General features: G+C 73.6%; 17 protein-coding genes. 4 read left to right on the top strand and 13 right to left on the bottom strand.

The features are described from left to right. Positions 1–104: 104 nt before the first annotated feature. The 4 genes from ACGWYJ_RS12265 to mraZ all read right to left on the bottom strand — a co-directional run bounded on the left by ACGWYJ_RS12265 (position 105) and on the right by mraZ (position 4894). A complete protein-coding gene (locus tag ACGWYJ_RS12265) occupies positions 105–1847 on the bottom strand; it encodes a peptidoglycan D,D-transpeptidase FtsI family protein (RefSeq protein WP_395106026.1) in 1743 nt (580 codons plus the stop codon). Between the two features lie 718 nt (positions 1848–2565). Next, positions 2566–3138, bottom strand: coding sequence for a hypothetical protein (locus ACGWYJ_RS12260; RefSeq protein WP_395106025.1), 573 nt, complete (start codon positions 3136–3138; stop codon positions 2566–2568). A 19-nt stretch (positions 3139–3157) separates the two neighbouring features. Next, positions 3158–4141, bottom strand: coding sequence for a 16S rRNA (cytosine(1402)-N(4))-methyltransferase RsmH (rsmH, locus tag ACGWYJ_RS12255; RefSeq protein WP_395106024.1), 984 nt, complete (start codon positions 4139–4141; stop codon positions 3158–3160). A gap of 321 nt (positions 4142–4462) precedes the next feature. Next, complete coding sequence (gene mraZ, locus ACGWYJ_RS12250; RefSeq protein WP_395106023.1) at positions 4463–4894, bottom strand: division/cell wall cluster transcriptional repressor MraZ; 432 nt, start codon at positions 4892–4894, stop codon at positions 4463–4465. Positions 4895–5421: 527 nt separating this feature from the next. Here mraZ and ACGWYJ_RS12245 point away from each other — a divergent pair. From ACGWYJ_RS12245 to ACGWYJ_RS12235, 3 genes are all read left to right on the top strand, one after another. Further along, positions 5422–6519 (top strand): AAA family ATPase, encoded by a 1098-nt coding sequence (locus ACGWYJ_RS12245; protein WP_395106022.1) that lies wholly within the window; start codon positions 5422–5424, stop codon positions 6517–6519. A 221-nt stretch (positions 6520–6740) separates the two neighbouring features. After that, complete coding sequence (locus ACGWYJ_RS12240; protein WP_395106021.1) at positions 6741–8081, top strand: DUF58 domain-containing protein; 1341 nt, start codon at positions 6741–6743, stop codon at positions 8079–8081. After that, on the top strand, positions 8078–10684 hold the full coding sequence (locus ACGWYJ_RS12235; protein ID WP_395106020.1) for a transglutaminaseTgpA domain-containing protein: 2607 nt from the start codon (positions 8078–8080) through the stop codon (positions 10682–10684). Before ACGWYJ_RS12240 ends, ACGWYJ_RS12235 begins: the two co-directional genes overlap by 4 nt. A gap of 242 nt (positions 10685–10926) precedes the next feature. Here the strand turns inward: ACGWYJ_RS12235 and ACGWYJ_RS12230 are convergent, their stop codons facing one another. The 9 genes from ACGWYJ_RS12230 to ACGWYJ_RS12190 form a co-directional block, all read right to left on the bottom strand. After that, positions 10927–11346, bottom strand: a complete 420-nt coding sequence (locus ACGWYJ_RS12230; RefSeq protein WP_395106019.1) for a DUF3040 domain-containing protein — start codon at positions 11344–11346, stop codon at positions 10927–10929. Between the two features lie 147 nt (positions 11347–11493). Then, complete coding sequence (locus ACGWYJ_RS12225) at positions 11494–12783, bottom strand: DNA polymerase IV (RefSeq protein WP_395106018.1); 1290 nt, start codon at positions 12781–12783, stop codon at positions 11494–11496. A gap of 77 nt (positions 12784–12860) precedes the next feature. Continuing rightward, positions 12861–13655 (bottom strand): methyltransferase domain-containing protein, encoded by a 795-nt coding sequence (locus tag ACGWYJ_RS12220; RefSeq protein ID WP_395106017.1) that lies wholly within the window; start codon positions 13653–13655, stop codon positions 12861–12863. Between the two features lie 48 nt (positions 13656–13703). Beyond that, complete coding sequence (gene nusB, locus ACGWYJ_RS12215; protein ID WP_395106016.1) at positions 13704–14126, bottom strand: transcription antitermination factor NusB; 423 nt, start codon at positions 14124–14126, stop codon at positions 13704–13706. Between the two features lie 54 nt (positions 14127–14180). Continuing rightward, positions 14181–14738, bottom strand: a complete 558-nt coding sequence (efp, locus tag ACGWYJ_RS12210; protein ID WP_285694103.1) for an elongation factor P — start codon at positions 14736–14738, stop codon at positions 14181–14183. Positions 14739–14819: 81 nt separating this feature from the next. Continuing rightward, entirely contained in the window at positions 14820–15896 is a 1077-nt protein-coding gene (locus tag ACGWYJ_RS12205) for a M24 family metallopeptidase (protein WP_395106015.1), read from the bottom strand. 57 nt (positions 15897–15953) lie between these two features. Then, entirely contained in the window at positions 15954–17000 is a 1047-nt protein-coding gene (locus tag ACGWYJ_RS12200; RefSeq protein ID WP_395106014.1) for an LLM class F420-dependent oxidoreductase, read from the bottom strand. Positions 17001–17082: 82 nt separating this feature from the next. Next, on the bottom strand, positions 17083–17748 hold the full coding sequence (locus tag ACGWYJ_RS12195) for an enoyl-CoA hydratase/isomerase family protein (RefSeq protein ID WP_395106013.1): 666 nt from the start codon (positions 17746–17748) through the stop codon (positions 17083–17085). A gap of 12 nt (positions 17749–17760) precedes the next feature. After that, a complete protein-coding gene (locus ACGWYJ_RS12190) occupies positions 17761–18243 on the bottom strand; it encodes a PaaI family thioesterase (protein ID WP_395106012.1) in 483 nt (160 codons plus the stop codon). Positions 18244–18312: 69 nt separating this feature from the next. Here ACGWYJ_RS12190 and ACGWYJ_RS12185 point away from each other — a divergent pair, with 69 nt between their 5' ends. Continuing rightward, entirely contained in the window at positions 18313–18888 is a 576-nt protein-coding gene (locus ACGWYJ_RS12185; RefSeq protein WP_395106011.1) for a TetR/AcrR family transcriptional regulator, read from the top strand. The last annotated feature ends 6 nt before the right edge of the window (positions 18889–18894 follow it).

The following is an 18894-nucleotide window of genomic DNA, read 5'->3' as shown; positions in this document are numbered from 1 at the left end:
GCGTGTCTTCCGGTACTGGTCGAGGTGCTGGACATGGCGGCCGGCCGGTGCCGGGGGCCGGACGCGGGTGCTGGGCTCACGGCGAGAGAGGGTACTCGCTGCGGTCAGCCGGGGGCGTGGATCTTGATGATCGGCGGTTTACTCCCCGTCGGTGGGATTTTCCGGGTCTGCAGGGCGAAGCTCATCACGTCCTTGAAGACGGGAGCCGCCGCATCGCCACCATAGTGGCTCCCCCTCGTCGGGCCCCGCAGGACGACCTGCACGACCAGTTGCGGGTCGTCCGCGGGCGCGAACCCGGCGAACGACGCGATGTAGCCGCTGCCGTCATAGCAGCCGCAACGCGGGTTCACGATCTCGGCGGTACCGGTCTTGCCCGCCACCCGGTACCCGGGGATCCGCGCCTTGGGCGCCGTGCCCTCCGGAGAGGCCACGCCCTCCAGCATGTCGCGGATCGAGCGGGCCGTGGCGGAACTGACGACCCGTCGGCTCCCGCGGCTCGGCGCCGGGGTGAACGACCCGTCCTCGCCGGTGGTCCCGGCGATCAGGGTGGGCGCGGCGCGGACGCCGTCGTTGGCGATGGTGGCGTACACGCTGGCCATCTGCACCGCGTTCACCGACACGGTCTGGCCGAACGCGATCGGGTACCGGTCGGTGCCCGACCACTTGTCCGGCGGCAGCAGCTGCCCCGCGGTCTCCCCGGGCAGGCCGACACCGGTCTTCTCCCCGAACCCGAAGGCGCGCAGCGACTCGTACAGCTCCCGCTGGGAGATCCGCTCGCTGGCCAGGATGGTGCCCACGTTGCTGGACGTGGCCAGCACCCCCGCGAACGTGAGCCGCTCCGTCGGATGCGGATGGGAGTCCTTGAACGTGCGGTCGTACCGGCGGACGCTGTCGGGGACGGTGAACGGCGTGTTCTGCGTGACCCCGCCCTTCTCCATCACCGCCGCCGCGGTCACGACCTTCCCCGTCGAGCCCGGCTCGTACGCTTCCTGGACGAGCGGGCTCCCCCACCGGCTGGGCGACGACCTGGTGTAGCGGTTGGGGTCGTAGCCGGGCGCCGAGGCCATCGCCAGCATCCGCCCGTCCCGCGGGTCCATCACGATGACGCTGCCACTGCGCGCGCCGGTCGCCTTGACCTGCCTCTCGATGGCCCGCTGCGCGTGGAACTGGATGTCGCGCATCAGGGTGAGCCGCACCCCGCTGCCGGGCACCGGCGGCCGCTTGGCGTCCTCGCCCATCGGGATGTGCTGGCCCTCCGGGCTGATCTCCACCCGCTGCCAGCCCGGCTGCCCGGCGAGCCGCGAGTTCAGCGCGTACTCCAGGCCGGCGGCCCCCTTACCCTCGGCGTTCACGAACCCTATGACGCTGGCGGCCAGGGAGTCGTTCGGGTACTCGCGGCGGTACTCCGGCAGGGTGCCGATGCCCGCGAACCCGTACCCCATGATCATCCGTGCCCGGTCGGGGCGGACGCCGTGCGCCAGGTACTCGAACCGGCTGTCCGGCTTGCTGATCGCCTTCATGACCGCGGCCCGGCTCATGCCCAGCGCCGGGGCCAGCGCGTTCACGATCTCCTGCCGCCGATCCGGCTTGATCATGTACGGGTCGGCGAAGATCGCGCGGGCCTCCACCGTCACCGCCAGCGGATGCCCGTCCGCGTCGGTGATCTCGCCGCGCACCGCGGGCAGATCGATGGTCTGCAGCCGCTGCCGCATGGCCAGCTCGCTGTAGGAGTGCGACTCGATCGTCTGCAACTGCACCAGGCGCCCCGCGAACAGCGACAACACGAACGCGATGACCAGCAGCCCCACGTTGAGCCGCTTCACCGGGTCGCGCCGGTGGAACGGCACGCGCGGACGCGGCGGCCTCCGCCTGGGCGGCCCGCCCCCGGCACCACGCCCCCGGGGTCCCTCCGCACGTCCCCGCGGCCGTGCCTTGCCTGCCGGGCCCTTGGACGCCGCACTCGAACCGGGCGGCCTCTTACCGGAAGCGCCCTGCTTCACGGCGCCACGCGCCTCCGCGCCCCGCCCCTGGACCTTCTTCCCCGCGCCCGCCGAACCGTTCTTGGAACCGCCCTTGGACGCGCCGTCACGCGGCGGCGGCACCATCCCGTTGCGGGACGGCCGCCGCGTCCCCGGTTTCCCCGGAGACCGCGGCGGCTCGCCCTTTCTGCGCCCGGACGCGCGCGCCGCGCCCGGGCCGCTCTTCTCCTCGCCCCCCGCAGGACCCCGGGACGCACGTCCACGCCCCCCGCGCCCACGCCCAGGCGGCACCCCCGCCCCACGCCCCGGCCCCGTCGTCACTGTGCTCTCCGCTCCGCTCCGGGACGGCACCTCGCGACCACTTCCCTCGTCACTCTGGTCGCAAGCTCCCGCCGCTCCTCACTCCAGCGGACGCGCCGCCCCTCCACTCCACACTGTGCTCTCCGCTCCGCTCCGGGACGGCACCTCGCGACCACTTCCCTCGTCACTCTGGTCGCAAGCTCCCGCCGCTCCTCACTCCAGCGGACGCGCCGCCCCTTCGCCTCGCTCACTGTGCTCCCGGCTCCTTAGATTGGCTCTGGCCGGGTCACGGCTTGGCGGGGACGGCGGCGGGGACTCCGTCGCCCGGGACGACGGCGCCGGGGATGCCGACGACGCCCGCGGCGCCCGCGGCCGCGGCGGCGGCGTGCGGGACCGGGCGGACCTGGCCGCCGATCACCTGGCCGGTGACGCCGTCGATGAACGCCAGGCGGGTGGGCCGCTGCATGCCGAGGGCCTCGGCGCGCTGCGCCAGCCGTTCCGGCGACTCCTCGCGGGCCAGCTCGATTTCGAGGGCCTGCTTCTGCTGGGCGAGCAGCTTGTTGCTCTGCTGCAGCCGGGTGAGCGCGAAGGCGTCCTCGGCCAGGACGGCGTTGAGCAGCAGCAGGCTCACCAGCGCGCCCGCCAGCAGCCCGCAGATGAGCAGCAGGAACGGCGCGCGCGGCGGCGTGTGGCGGCGCGCGGGCGCGGCGCGCTTGACCGGCCGGGCCGCCGGCCTCGTCTTGGTCGCCGTGGCGGCCGGAGCGCCGGGCGTCCGCGTACCGCGCTCGCGCTCCGGACGGGCCCGGGGCGGAGCGGCGGGCTTGGTGGCGCCCCGCGGGCGCCGGGTCGTCGTGGTCATGAGCCCTCGCTGCGCTCGGTCATGATGCCTCCCGGAGCCGTTCGGCGGCGCGCAGCCGGACCGACTCGGCCCGTGGGTTGGTCGTGGTCTCCTCGGCGGACGCCGGCTCGGCGCCGCGGGTGAGCAGCCGGAACCTCGGCCGGTGCTCGGGCAGCGCGACGGGCAGTCCCGGCGGGGTGGTGTCGGCCGCCTCGGCGGCCAGGACGCGCTTGACGATGCGGTCCTCCAGGGAGTGGTAGGACAGCACGACGATCCGGCCCCCGACCGGCAGCGCGCCGAGCGCGGCGGGCAGGGCCCGCCGCAGGATGTCCAGCTCCCCGTTGACCTCGATGCGCAGCGCCTGGAACGTCCGCTTGGCGGGGTTGCCCCCGGTACGGCGGGTGGCGGCGGGGATCGAGGTGCGCACCAGGTCGGCGAGCCGCCTGGTGGAGTCGAGCGGTGCGCGCTCGCGCTCGCGGACGATGGCGGACGCGATCCGCTGCGCGAACCGCTCCTCCCCGTACTCGCGCAGGATGCGGGCCAGCTCGGCGGGCGGGTACTCGTTGACCACCTCGGCCGCCGTCAGTCTCTGGCTACGGTCCATGCGCATGTCGAGCGGCGCGTCATAGGAATAGGCGAAACCGCGGTCGGCCTCGTCCAGCTGTGGCGAGGACACCCCGAGGTCGAACAGGGCCGCGTCCACGGTCGGCAGCCCGGCCCTTTCGAGGACCCCGGGCAGCTCGTCGTAGACGGCGTGCTCCAGCCGTACGCGGTCGCCGAAGCGCTCCAGCCTGCGGGCGGAGCGCTCCAGAGCGGTGGTGTCGCGGTCGAGGCCGATCAGCAGCGCCCGGGGATGGGCTTCGAGCACGGCCTCGGCGTGGCCGCCGAGGCCGAGGGTGGCATCGAGGTAGACCGGGGCCCGCGACGGGCCGGCGGCCTCCAGCGCGGGGCCCAGCAGTTCCAGAACGCGACCGAGCATGACCGGTACGTGACCGGTTCCGGCCGCGTGGTCCCCCACGTCCATGCTTCACCCCCTCGTGCTGCCACTTCGCTCGCGGACTGCGTGGCATCGCCGGTCCGGCGCCGGGCCCCCAACCCGGCGGGAAGAATCCGTTCGCCGCCCGTGCGACGGCCTGTCACCGGGCGCGTGGTCGGAGCCGGCGGCCTCGCCCGGCCAGGTCCCCATCCGCTGCCCGTTGAGGAAGTGCACCGCGACCGTGGTGTTCGATCGGGCCGCGGAGTGTCGCCTTCTGGCACCGGGGAAGCTGCGCCAGAGGGCCGGAGAGCGGCTGGAGACCTGGCCGAACGTGGGCCATTGCCGGTCATCGGACCGACGAGTGAATGCTCAAAGGATCCCGGGCAACACCTCCTCGGAGACGTCGGAGAAGCTCTGCTCCTCCTGCTCGAGGTAGGACTCCCACGCCGCGCTGTCCCAGATCTCCAGGCGCGTGTTGGCGCCGATCACGGTGCAGTCGCGGGACAGGCCCGCGTACGAGCGCAGCGGCGGCGGGATCGTGACGCGTCCCTGCTTGTCGGGCACCTCGTCCGAGGCGCTGGCGAAGAAGACGCGGCTGTAGGCGCGGACCGCCTTCTCGGTGACCGGTGCGGCACGAAGCGCCTCGGTGATGCGCTGGAACTCCGCCATGGGGAAGACGTACAGGCAGCGTTCCTGGCCCTTCGTGATCACCAATCCCCCCGACAGCTCCTCGCGGTACTTCGCAGGCAGGAACAGCCGTCCCTTGTCGTCGAGGCGCAGGGCATGGGTGCCGAGAAACATGGCCCCACCTCCCCGCACCGCGCGGGGCGCTACTGCTCCCCACGGCGCCCCACTCTACTCCACTCCTCCCCACCGTCAACTAGGAAAACACCTCTCCATCGCTGTAACGCTCCGGAAATTCGCAGGTCAGAGGGGTGGCGCGAAGTGGGGGGCCGGGCGCGGGCGCGCGCCCCGGACGCCGTCCCGGCGGGCGCCGCGCGGCGGCCTGTCAAGGGGCGGTCAGGGACGGGGGGGTGGGTGGAAGTGGGGCACGGGAGGGAAGGGCCGGAGCGCGTCCCGTGGGGCTGTGATGGTCATTTTGGTGGAGCACAATGGCTCCGGTTCGACATGAACATCGCGACAGCGCGCCCGACAACGTACTGTCGGTGGGAAAGGCACATGACGGGGCACCTGAACCAGGGCACGGAACAATGCCGTACCGGGTCGCTGAGACCGGGCCGCGGTGCCGGCCACGTGGGCGGGACGGACGTCCCGGGCGCGCGGGCCGCCGGCACGCCGCGCGGCCGTTCGGCTGAGGAGGGTTGCTGGTGGCAGTAGGCACGCACGGCGAGTCGTTCATGGACGCGTCCGCCGGCCCCGGGCGAACGGCCGCACCTGACGGGCTGTCCGAGGGAGCCGGGGGCGGGATCCGCGGCGGCGCGTCCACGTCCCGCGACCGTCCCGCCGGAGCGGATCCGGGCCTGGACGGCCTGGCCCAGGTCGCCAGCAAGATCCGGGACGCCGTGGAGTCGGTGATCGAGGGGAAGCCCCGGGTGGTCAGGCTCGCGCTGACGGTGCTGCTGGCGGAGGGACACCTGCTGATCGAGGACGTCCCGGGGGTCGGCAAGACGATGCTGGCCAAGGCGTTGGCCCGGTCGATCGACTGCTCGGTGCGGCGCGTGCAGTTCACGCCCGACCTGCTGCCCAGCGACATCACCGGGGTCAGCGCCTACAACCAGGAGCTGCGCGAGTTCGAGTTCAAGCCGGGGCCGGTGTTCGCCAACATCGTGGTGGGCGACGAGATCAACCGGGCCTCGCCCAAGACCCAGTCGGCGCTGCTGGAGTGCATGGAGGAGCGGCAGGTCACCGTCGACGGCACGACCTATCCGCTGGAGCGCCCGTTCATGGTGATCTCCACGCAGAACCCGGTGGAGATGGAGGGCACCTACCCGCTGCCGGAGGCGCAGCGGGACCGGTTCACCGCGCGGATCTCGATGGGCTATCCCGACCAGGCCGCCGAGCTGGAGATGCTGGACGTGCACGGGCAGACGTCCCCGCTGGACCGGCTGCGCCCGGTGGCGCACGCGGGCGACGTACGCGACCTCATCGAGGTGGTGCGGCACCAGCATGTCGCGCCGCAGGTGCGCCAGTACGCCATCGACCTGGTCACCGCCACCCGGAACCATCCGGACCTGCGGCTCGGCGCCTCCCCCCGCGCCACGCTGCACCTGGTGCGCGCGGCCCGCGCGTGGGCCGCGCTGGACGAGCGCGACTACGTGCTGCCCGACGACGTCCAGGAACTGGCGGTGCCGGTGCTGGCGCACCGGCTGCTGCCGACGGCCGAGGCGCAGGTCGAGCGGCGCCACCCCGAGCGCGTGGTGGCCGACCTGGTGTCCCGGCTGCCGGTGCCCAGCCCCCGGGCGTGATCGGCGGCATGACCGTGCCACTCACCGTGCCACTGACCGTGTCGTTGACCGTGCGACCTGAACGCCGGGCCGCGCCGCGTCCCGTGAACCGGGGCCGGCGCCGGCCCGTGAACGAAGCGGAGGCCGCCCGTGCCGAGCGTGGATCCGAGGCGGGAGCGGGCATGGCCTCTCCCGGCATGACCCCTACCGGGCCGAGCATGACTTCTACCGAGGCGTGAGCGTTGAGGAAGGCGCTGGCGGGGCTGACCACACGTGGCCGGTCCTTCGTGGCCGCGGGAACGACGGCCATCGTGTGCGCGTTCGTGCTGGGCGAGCGCGATCTGCTGCGGGCGGGCGTGCTGGTGCTCGTGCTGCCGCTGCTGTCGACCATGGCGGTGTCGCGGACCCGGTACCGCCTGGCCTGCGCGCGCCGGCTGGAGCCCGCGCGGCTGCCGGTGGGCCACGAGGCCCGCATGGACCTGCGGCTGGAGAACGTCTCGCGGCTGCCGAGCGGGCTGCTGATGGTGGAGGACCGGGTGCCGCACTCGCTGGGCGGCAGGGCGCGGTTCGTCCTCGACAGGATCGAGCCGCAGGGCTCGCGGCAGCTGAGCTACCGGGTCCGGTCGGAGGTGCGGGGACGCTACCGGGTGGGGCCGCTGACGGTGCGGCTGGCCGACCCGTTCGGGATGGTGGAGCTGGTCCGCTCGTTCAGCCTGACCGACACACTGACCGTGACCCCGCGGGTCGTGGCGCTGCCGCAGGAGCGGCCGGGCGGCGCGTGGGCGGGCGGCGGCGACAGCATCGCGCGGGCGGTCGCCGCCGCGGGTGAGGACGACGTGGCGCCGCGCGAGTACCGGCACGGCGACGACCTGCGCCGCGTCCACTGGCGCTCCACGGCCAGGCGCGGCGAGCTGATGGTGCGCCGCGAGGAGCAGCACTGGCAGTCCAGCGGCACGCTCTTCCTGGACACCCGGCGGATGGCGTACTGGGGCGAGGGGCCGTCGTCCTCGTTCGAGCAGGCGGTGTCGATCGCCGCGTCCATCGGGGTCCAGCTGGGCCGGTCCGGGATGGGCCTGCGGTTCGTGACCGACCAGGGTGAGGCGCTGCCGCGCATGTCCGGCGCCGGGGGCGGCACGGCGGGCGGCGGCTCGGGGTCCGGCGGCTTCGAGGGCCCGCTGCTGGAGGCGCTGGCGATGGCGCGCATGTCCAAGACCCGGTCGCTGACCGCGGGGCTGGCCGCCCTGCGCGGCGCGGGCGGTACGGGCGCGAACGGCACGGGACGGGACGGCGACGGCCTGGTGGTGGCGGTGCTGGGCGTCCTGAGCGCGGAGGAGGCGCGGACGGTCGCGTCGGCACGGCGCGGCAACGGCACCTCCATCGCCGTCATCGTGGACGCGGCCCCGCCCCGGAACGCCGGAGAACCGGACGGGGGCGACCGCCCCGAGGGCCAGGCGCGGCTGCTGCGCGCGGCCGGATGGCGGGTGATCGTCGTGCGGTCGGCCGCCGAACTGGCCGGTGCCTGGGCGTCCTCCGGGGATCCCTCGTCCCGCGGCGACCGTGACCTGGCCAGGGGCGCGTCATGAACACGGCCCGGGGCGCGCTGAACCTCCGCATGACCGTCATGGGCGGCATCGCCACGCTGTGCGGCGCCGCGGGGCTGTACCCGCTGTATTCGGGCGGCCCGTGGTTCTGGTCGGGCGTCGGCGCCGTGCTGGCCGTCATGGGCGGCGGGCTGCTGGCGCGGCGGTTCCCCCTGCACCCCGCCGTCAGCCTGCTGGCGGGGCTCGCGGCCCTGCTGGTCTACCTGACGCTGCGGTTCACCGCCGGCGAGGCCCTGCTGGGCGTCGTGCCGACGCCGGGGTCGGTCTCCCGGCTGGGCGCCCTGCTGAGCGAGGGCTGGGACGCGGCCAACCGCTACGCCGCGCCGGTGCCGCTCGTCCCGGGGATCGCGCTGCTGACCACGGCGGGCATCGGCCTGGTCGCGGTGACGGTCGACCTGCTGGTGGCACGGCTGCGGCGGGCGGCGCCCGCCGGGCTTCCGCTGCTGGCGATGTACAGCGTGCCCGCCGCGGTGCGCGAGGACAGCATCAACGTCGTGGCCTTCGGTATCGGCGCGGCGGGCTACCTCGCCCTGCTGGTCGCCGACTCCCGCGAGAACGTGAGCGGCTGGGGCCGGGTGGTGTACACGCGGCGCTGGACCGAGGCCGTCCCCATGGCCGGCAACACCGCGACCCAGGCGGGACGGACCAGGCCCGACTCCAGCGCGCTGGCGGCGAGCGGGCGGCGGATCGGGCTGGCCGCGGTGGCGATCGCGGTGCTGGTACCGGTGGCGGTCCCCGGCATCCACCCGCGCGGCCTGTTCGGGATGGGCACCGGCGGCGGCCGTGGCGGCGGCACCCAGACGGTGACCACGCCCGATCCGCTGGTCAGCCTGAAGCGCGAGCTGACCAGGGCCGACGACTCGGTGGTGCTGACCTACCGCACCACCGACCCGCGCCCGGACTACCTGCGCCTGTACGCGCTGGACCGGTTCGACGGCGACCGCTGGACCTACAGCCCGCTGGAGAGCACCGCACGCGACCGGCTCGACCGGCTCTTCGAGCGGCGCCTGCCCCCGCCGCCCGGCCTGACGCAGATGACGGGCGTCACCGTGGTGCAGACGTCGATCCGCATCCAGCGCAGGGTGCGGGAACTGACGTTCCTGCCGCTGCCGTACGCGCCGGCGCAGGTGTCGATCCAGGGCGACTGGCGGGTGGACCCGCAGTCGCTGATGGTCTATTCGCTGCGCGACTCGGCGGGCGGCCGCTCCTACGACGTGACGAGCCTGCGGGCGCAGCCCACCCCGGAGCAGCTCTCCACTTCGAGCGGCTATCCCAACGACATCATCCAGCACTACACCCGGGTGCCCAGGAACGTCCCGCCGCAGATCCACCAGCTCGCGCGGGACGTCACCAACGGCGCCACCAGCGCGCACGAGCAGGCCGTACGGCTCCAGCGGTGGTTCACCACCGAGGGCGGCTTCCAGTACGACCTGGAAGCGCCCCCGCCGCAGCACGGCAACGACCTCGTCGACTTCCTGCAGAACACCAAGCGCGGCTACTGCGAGCAGTACGCCGCCGCGATGGCCCTGCTGGCGAGGATCCTGGGCATCCCGTCCCGGGTCGCGATGGGCTACACGCCCGGCACGCAGACCTCGCGGGACACCTGGGTCGTGCGGTCGCGCGACGCGCACGCCTGGCCCGAGCTGTACTTCCCGGGGACCGGCTGGGTGCGTTTCGAGCCCACGCCCAGCGGGCCGGCCGGGCAGGGCACGGCGTTCACGCCGTCCTACTCCGACCCGAACGTCGCCGGTGAGAACGGGCAGCAGGAGGAGCCGGCGTCGCCGGTCCCGACCGACTCGGCGTCCGCGGACCCGAGCGCCGCCCCGGAGCAGGCGCAGCGCGACCAGCCCGAGGACCTGGGCCCCGCGGGCCTGGCGGAGCAGGGGCAGGACGACGACGGCCCGCCCTGGGGCTGGATCGCCGTGGGCCTCCTGGCCGTGCTGATCCTCTTGGCGCCGATGACCGCCAGGGCGCTGATGCGCAGGCGGCGCTGGGCGGCCGCCGCCCTGGGAAGGACCCCGGCGAGCGGTCCGGCGCCGAAGGCCGCGTCGATGCTGGGCCGGTGGCGGCGCCGCCCCGCGCCGGGCACCGCGGCCGGCGTCCCTCGCGAGAACGCGGCCGGACGCGGATTCGACGGGGTGAAGGGCAGGTCACGGCCCGACCCGGCCGAGGTGGCGCACGCGGCGTGGCAGGAGATGCGCGCGGACGCCCTCGACCACGGCCTGCCCTGGCGTGCCAGTGACAGCCCGCGCGCGACCGTCCGCCGCCTGGGCGAGCATCTCGAACTCGACACCGAGAGCGCCAAGGCCCTGGGGCGCATCGCCCGCGCCGAGGAACTGGCCCGGTACGCGCGGAGCCTTCCTCCGGCGCCCGCCGAGTCCCTTCAGGCGGACGTGAAGGCGGTGCGGCAGGCGTTCGCCTCGGCGGTGGGCCGCCGCGCCCGGCTGCGGGCCCGTTACCTGCCGCCGTCGAGCATCGCCACGTTCGGCGGCACCTGGTCCCGCGTCCTTGAGGCCGCCAGCCGCCTGAACACCGCCATCGCCGAACGCCTGGCCCGCGCGTTCCTGCCGCCCGCCGACCGCTGACCGCCGACACCGGCGGGCGGCCCGGCCCCGGAAACGCGAAGGCCGCCTCGTGGCTGCGGGCCACGGGCGGCATGGCGTTCTCAGGTCCTGCCGTTCTCGTGCCGTCGGTGTCGTGCCGTGTCGCCGGGGATCGCGGCGTGCGCCGCGGCCGCCGACGATCATGCCCGGCGGTCGCTCGCGGGCAGGGCGCTATCGGGCGGGACGCCACCAGGGGATCCGGGGGTCGCCCCCGCGGAGGCCCCTCACTCCCCTTCGGTGCGGCGGCGCCAGCGCTCCTCCATCCGCTCCATGAAGCCGCGGCGGCCGGCGCGGCCCCGGCGGGCCTGGCGGCCTCCCCCGGCGTCGCCCTCACCCGGATCGGCGGGTTCGGCGCCGACCCCGGTCATGCGCTTCCAGCTGGTCAGCGCCCAGACGCAACAGACGACCATGAGCAGGAAGCCGGTCACGCTCACGGCGATCGTGACCGTTCCGGCGTTCATGACCAGGCCGGTCATCAGCGCGCACACGCCCACCACGAAACCGAGGGTGGCCTTGACGATCCGGCGCTTGTAATGAACCTGTGGGTTGGTCGAGCGGACCGCGTGAGCGAACTTCGGATCCTCGGCGTACAACGCCTGCTCGATCTGGTCGAGCATGCGCTGCTCGTGCTCAGACAGCGGCACGGCGCCTCCCAACGACAGCCCCGCGACGGGGTATCCGGTGCAGGACGGGAACCTCAACGGTGATATGCCCAGAATACGAGCCGCGGGGAGGGGACGAAAGCGAACGGCCAACCGAAGACCATATGGGGGTCAACTCCGCGTGCGCTCTCATTCCCGTACGTCCCTGCCGTCTCGTGAGCCTTCTCGGGCCTCACCTTCTGCCTCACCGTGGGTCGCGCGGCGGACCAGCGCGGCCGGCCGGACGGCACCGCTGCCGAACCGGTGCGCGACCTGGTCCATCGCGCGTTCGGCCTCTCTCCAGCCGATCTCGGGTTCGTCGAGGGCCAGCTGGCGGGGGGCCTGGTCGGCGGGCCCCAGGTTCTCCACCCGGACGCCCACCAGCCGGAGTCGTACCCGTTCCAGGCCCGCCCCTTCGTACAGCTCGGTTGCTGTGACGTAGATCACACGAGCGAGATCGGTGGGCTCGCGCAGCGTACGCGACCGGGTGATGGTCTTGAAGTTCGCCATTCTCAGTTTGACGCTCACCGTGCGGCCCGCGTTCCCGCTCGCGCGGAGCCTGGCGCCCACCTTCTCGGCCAGCCGCAGCAGCTCCCGCCGGATGATCTCCGGGTCGTCGATGTCGGTGGCGAAGGTCTCCTCGGCGCCGATGCTCCTGTCGGGGGTGCGCGGGACGACCGGGCGCGGGTCCCGTCCCCACGACAGCTCGTGCAGGTGGCTCCCCACCGCGTTGCCCAGCTCACGCTGGAGCGTGGCGAGGGGGACGCGGGCGAGCTGGCCCACGGTCCGCAGCCCGAGGCGGGCCAGGGCCTCCTCGGTGCGTTCCCCGACCCCCCACAGGGCGGCCACGGGCAGCGGATGCAGGAACTCCTCGACGCCGTCGGCGGGCACCACCAGCAGCCCGTCCGGCTTGCACCGGGTGGAGGCGAGCTTGGCGACGAACTTGGTGGACGCCACCCCGACCGAGCAGGTGATGCCCTGCTGCTCGCGCACCTGCTCCCTGAGCGCCGCCGCGATCGCCGCGGGCGGGCCCAGGCGGCGCCGCGCGCCCGCCACGTCCAGGAACGCCTCGTCCAGCGACAGCGGCTCGACCAGCGGGGTGACGGTGCGGAAGATCTCGAACACGGAGGCCGACACCGTCGCGTACCGCTCGTGCCGGGGCGGCAGCACCACCGCCTGCGGGCACAGCCGCCGGGCCCGGCTCATCGGCATCGCCGAGTGGACGCCGTACTCGCGCGCCTCGTAGGAGGCCGCCGACACCACGCCGCGCGCCCCCACCCCGCCCACGATCACGGGACGCCCGCGCAGCTCCGGCCGCTCCAGCAGCTCCACGCTGACGAAGAACGCGTCCATGTCGACATGGAGGATCGGGCACCCGGAGTCGTCGGCCGGAGGCCCCGGTTGCGGCCCCGGCCGGTGCAGTTGCTGCTTACGGCTCATCCGGCCACCCCCGCCACGGCGATCGCACGCGGCGCCCGGCGCCGAGGGCGCCCGCCGTCGAACACGCCGGTGACACGCTAACGAACACGGTCCGCGACCACGTGCAGCTGGGTGGCCAGCTCCCGCAGGACCGGGTGGACGGCCGCGACCGCCTCCAGCGCGATCAGCGACTCGGCGTCCTGCTCGGCCTCCAGCAGCCCGGTCGGCACCAGATCGGCGAAGATCCGCACCCCGTGCAGCGCGCCGACCCGCAGACCGGCGTTCTCCACGAGCGCGGACAGCGACTGGCGGGTGAACCTGCGGGGCGTGTGGTCGTGCTCGCCCCAGCGCCCGGACGGGTCGGTCAGCGCCCGGCGGGCGTCGTCGAAATGCCCGGCGAGCGCGCGGTGCAGCGCCGCCGCGACCTGGCCGGGGACCAGCACGCTCACCGACCCGCCGGCGCGGACGGTGGCGGTCAGCGCGGCCATCGCCGCGGCCGGGTCGTCCACGTACTCCAGCACGCTGTGGCACAGCACCAGGTCGGCGGCGTCCCGGCCCAGCAGGTCGGGCAGGTCGACCGCGTCGCCCTGCACCGCGTGCACGGTGACGCCCGACTCCGCGGCGCGGCGTTCCAGGGCGGCCAGCGCGTCCAGGCTGGAGTCGACCACCGTCACCCGGTGCCCCAGCTCGGCCATCGGCACCGCGAAACCGCCCGTGCCGCCGCCGACGTCGACGATGTCATGGGGGGTCGCCCCGGGGTCGAGGCGGTCCAGCACCTTGCGCAGCGCGTCCCACAGGACGGCGCTGCGCACCTTGCCGCCGCCGCGGGGCCATCGCCCCTGGCGGGCGGCCGTGCCGGATCCCTTGATGTCGTGCTCCTCTGGCCTGCTCATCCCTCGTGGCACCCCCCACCCTAGCCAGCCGGGCCCGTCCGCGGGGGCCTAGCCGTCCAGCGAGAGGGACGGTTTGAGCTGCTGGAGCCGCGCCAGCAGGCCGTTGACGAACCGGGGGGACTCGTCGGTGGACAGGTCGGTGGCCAGCGCCACCGCCTCGCTCACCGCCACCCCGTCCGGGACGTCGTCCACCCACAGCAGCTCGAACGCGCCCATCCGCAGGATGTTGCGGTCGACCGCGGGCATCCGCTCCAGCGTCCAGCCGGTGGCGTAGGTGGACAGCAGCTCGTCGATGCGCTCGCGGTGCTCCTGGACGCCGCGCACCAGCCGTACCGCGTGGTCGAAGGCCGACAGCTCGTCCTGGTTGGGGCGGCCGCGCTGCTCCAGCACGGCGACCGGGCTCTCCTCGCGCAGCTCGGCGGCGAACAGGATGTCCAGCGCCAGCCTGCGCGCCTTAGTGCGGGCGGCCATGACCTCGCCTCCGGGCTCGCGTCTCCGGGCCCCGCGCCGGGCGAAGACCGGCCATCAAGCGCGGCCGAGGTATTCGCCGGACCGGGTGTCGACCTTGACCTTCTCGCCGGTGGTGATGAACAGCGGCACGTTGATCTGCGCCCCGGTCTCCAGCGTGGCGGGCTTGGTGCCGCCCGTGGAGCGGTCGCCCTGCAGGCCGGGCTCGGTCTGGGTGACCTCCAGCACGACGGCCGCGGGCAGCTCCACGTACAGCGGGTTGTCGTCGTTGAAGGCGATCACCGCGTTCTGCTCGGGGAGCAGGTAGTCGGCGGCGGTCCCCACGACGGTGCCCGGGATGTGCGGCTGGTCGTAGGTCTCGGTGTCCATGAAGACGAAGTCCTCGCCCTCGCGGTAGAGGTACTGCATCTCCCGCTTGTCGACGGTCGCCACGTCGACCTTGGTGCCGGCGTTGAAGGTCCTGTCCACGACCTTGCCCGACAGCACGTTCTTGAGCTTGGTCCGGACGAACGCGCCGCCCTTGCCGGGCTTGACGTGCTGGAACTCCAGGACCGTCCACAGCTGGCCGTCCAGGTTCAGCGTCATGCCGTTCTTCAGGTCGTTCGTCGTCGCCACGGCGTCCTCTCCCGGCGGGTCCCTCCCGCCTCGGTCGTTCGTCCCGCCCGTCCGTCCGCCCCGGCGGGCCTGGCCCGGCGTTCAGAGGACGAGCAGTTCCCTGGTCGTCTCGGTGAGGAGCTCCGGCCCGCTCGCCCGGACGACCAGCGTGTCCTCGATGCGGACCCCGCCCCGGCCGGCGAGGTAGACCCCGGGCTCGGCGGTGATCGGAACTCGATCCCTCAGCTTACCGGTCTTGTCGTACCCCATGAGCGGGGCCTCGTGGATCTCCAGGCCCACGCCGTGCCCGAGACCGTGGGTGAAGTGGTCGCCGTACCCCGCGTCCTCGATGACGTCGCGGGCCGCGGCGTCCACCTCCTTGGTCGCGGCGCCGGGCACCGCGGCCTCGACCCCGGCCCGCTGCGCCGCGCGCACCAGGTCGTACACCTCGCGCTGCCAGTCCACGGGCCCGCCCAGCGCGACGGTACGGGTCATGTCGGCGTGGTAGCCGCCGTAGCGGGCGCCGAAGTCGAAGGTGACCAGGTCGCCCTTGGCCAGCACCCGGTCCCCCGGGCGGTGGTGCGGGATGGCGCCGTTGGGCCCGGACGCGACGATGGTGTCGAACGCGGGGTTCTCGGCGCCCAGGTCGACCATGCGGCGCTCCAGGTCGATCGCCGCGTCCCGTTCGGTCATGCCGGGACGCAGGGTGGTGAGCAGGCCGGCGAAGGCGCGGTCGGAGATCGCGCACGCCTCGCGCAGCAGGTCGATCTCGTCCTCGTCCTTGACCATGCGCAGCTCTTCCACGGGACGGCCCGCGGGGCGCAGCTCGGGGGCGTCGTCGACCGCCTCCAGCTCGGCGTGCCGCTCGACGGTGACGTCGTGCGCCTCGAAGGCCAGCCGTCCCACGCCGTCCTCGGCGGCCCGCGAGGTGAGGGCGACGGCGGTGGGCCGCGCGACGACCAGCTCCAGCTCCGGGCAGATCCGCTCGGCGGTGCCGGCGTAGCGCGGGTCGGTGCACAGCACGGCACCGCCGTCGGCGGTCACCAGCAGCGCGGCGTTGGAACTGTCCAGCCCGGTCAGGTACCGGACGTTGACCAGCCGCGTGACGAGCACGGCGTCGGCGTCGGCGGCGATCCGGGCGGCGAGCGCCGCCCGCCGCCTCAGGTGCTGCTCTCCCATGAGCCGTACCCTATGGCGGCCGCCGCGCCGCCCCGAACCCAGGCCGTGCTCAGGCGGTCACGCCTCCGCCGCCAGCTCCTTGACCTTCTCGATGAGGGCCAGGCGGCCCTTGTGGTCGCCCGCGATGGGGTTGACGTTGAGGGTGGTGATGCCGGACTCCTTCAGGGCCGACAGGCGCTCGCGGACGTGGCCCTCCGAGCCGATCAGGGACATCTTCTCCAGCAGCTCGCGCGGCACCTTGGCGGCGGCCTCGTCCTTCTTGCCGTCCAGGTAGAGGTCCTGGATCTCCTCGGCCTCCTTCTCCCACCCGTACCGGCGGCACAGGTCGTTGTAGAAGTTGCGGCCCTTGGCGCCCATGCCGCCGATGTAGAGCGCGGCCATCGGGCGGCCGAACTCCAGGAAGCCCTGGACGTCGTCGCCGATGGCCAGCGGGGCCTGGCCGATGATGTCCAGCTCGCGCAGGGCCGGGTCGCGCTTGGCCTTGCCCTCGGCCAGGGACTCGCCCCACACCTCGGCGGCCTTCTCCGGGACGTAGAAGATCGGCTCCCAGCCGTCGGCGACCTCGGCGGCCAGCCGCACGTTCTTGGGGCCGATCGCGGCGACCAGGATGGGGATGTCCGGCCGCACCGGACGGTTGATGATCTTGAGGGCCTTGCCGAGGCCGGTGCCCTGGCCGGGGGGCAGCGGCAGCGTGTAGTGCTTGCCCTGGTGCTCCAGCCGCTCCCGGCGCCACACCTTGCGGCAGATCTCGATGATCTCGCGGGTGCGGCCGAGCGGCGCGGTGTACGGGACGCCGTGGAAGCCCTCGATCACCTGCGGGCCGGACGCGCCGATGCCCAGCGAGAACCGCCCGTCGGAGACGTAGTCGAGCCCGGCCGCGGTCATCGCGAGCAGGGTCGGGGTGCGCGAGTAGAGCGGCAGGATCCCGGAGGCCAGTTCGAGCCGCCGCGTCTTGGCGGCGATGTAGCCGAGCTGGCTCACCGCGTCGAAGCTGTACGCCTCCGGGACGAAGACGATGTCCAGGCCGGCCTTCTCGTAGTCGGCGAGCTCGTCGACGGTCTCCTTGAAGCCGCCCGCGTAGTTGAGGCCCATCCCGATGCGCATCCGGCATCCCTCCTGAGTCCCGCGGAGTCCGCGGCGTGTCTCGACCAACGACCGAATCGGATTCTAGGTGACGGGGTCCCGGTCACCCCAGGACGGGGCCGCGCAACGCCTCGACCGCCCGTCCGTACAGGTCCCCGCGGATCCTGCCGATCACCGCGCCGTCCTTGCCCGCCAGAGCCGCGGCCCTCTCGACCGCCGCGGGCAGCACCCCGGCCTCGTCCGCGGTGCCCGCGACGATCCCGGCGGCCAGCGCCTCCTCCGCCGTGTACCGGCGCCCGGTGAGCATCGCCTCGTGCGCGACGGCCACCGGCAGCCGGGACGAGATCAGCGCGTTCATCCCGGGCGTGAAGCTCATGCCGAGATCGACCTCGGGGAGGCAGAAGTAGCCGCGGCCGGTGCGCATGACGGCGACGTCGTGGCAGAGCATCAGCATGGCCCCGCCCGCGAACGCGTGACCGTTGACCGCCGCGACGGTCGGCATGGGGAAGGTCAGCAGCCGCGCGAACAGCTCGTGGACGCGGACGAGGTACTCCTCCAGCGACCCGGGGTCGGCCCCCAGCCAGTCCAGGTCGAGGCCGTTGGAGTAGAACCTGCCGGTCCCGGTGGTGACCAGGGCGCGCGGCCCGTCCGCCTTCTCCACCTCGTCCAGGGCGCCGCCGACCTCGTCGAGGAACCCGGGGGAGAACCGGTTCTCCCCCTCGTCGTACCGCAGGACGAACACCGCGCCCTCACGCCGCAGGTCGATCACGCCGGGCTCCCTTCACCGCCGAGGCTGGAAGATCATGCAGGTGGTGGTGCCGTGGGCGATCAGCTTGCCGGCGGCGTCGGTGATCCGGCCCTCCGCCGTGGCGATCGTGCGCCCCACATGGACCGTACGCCCCTCGCACCGCAGCCGCCCGCCTTCCAGCGCCACCGGGCGGATGAAGTTGACCTTGAGCTCCACGGTCGTGTAGCTCGCGCCGCCGGTGAGCGAGGTGTGCACCGAGCAGCCCATCGCCGAGTCCAGCAGCGTGGACAGCACCCCGCCGTGCACGACGCCCAGCGGGTTGGCGAACTCGGGACGCGGCCTCAGCCCCAACACCGCCAGGCCCGGCTCCAGCGCGTCGACCTCCATACCGAGCAGCGACCCGATGCCGAAGCCAAGCTCGTCGTTCCGTCCCAGCAGGGTCCGGAGCTGCTCCAGTCCCGCGGTCGGCCGTTCGTCCATGGCGACCCGCCTCGCGTTCGGTATTACGTTCGTCATAGCGAATCATCCCTATGACGAGCGTCATGGAGAAGCGTCTCCTCATATGATGAATGTCATAATCCTTGCATGGGGACCGACAGCCGGGAACGCATGGTGCGCAGCGCCGCCTACCTCTTCCGCGAGCGCGGGTACAGCGGCACCGGATTCCGCGACGTCATCGCGCACAGCGGCGCCCCGCGCGGTTCGATCTACCACCACTTCCCCGGCGGCAAGACCCAGCTGGCCGAGGAGGCGGTGCGCTACGCCGGCGACTTCCTCAACGCCGGCATCCAGGCGGCCGTCGAGGGCGGCGACGCCGCCTCGGCCGTGGAGGCGTTCGTCACCTGGTGGCGGCAGGTGCTGATCAAAAGCGAGTTCCGGGCCGGCTGCCCGATCGTCGCGGTCACCGTCGAGTCGCACGAGGAGGCGCCGCAGCTCGCCGCGGCCAGCGCCGCCGCGTTCGGCCGCTGGCAGGACACGCTGGCCACCGGGCTGGAGAACGCGGGGGTCCCGGAGCCGCGCGCCGTCCGGCTGGCCACGCTGATCGTCGCCGCCGTCGAGGGCGCCACCATCCTGTGCCGCGCCCACCGCGACGTCCGCCCGCTGGACGAGGTCGTCGCCGAGCTCAAGGACCTGGTCCGCGCCGCCGCGACCGGACCCTGACCGGGC

The sequence above is a fragment of the Actinomadura sp. SCN-SB genome (genome assembly GCF_043906805.1).
Classification (GTDB): Bacteria; Actinomycetota; Actinomycetes; order Streptosporangiales; family Streptosporangiaceae; genus Spirillospora.
This window is presented reverse-complemented; position numbering and strand designations above follow the sequence as displayed.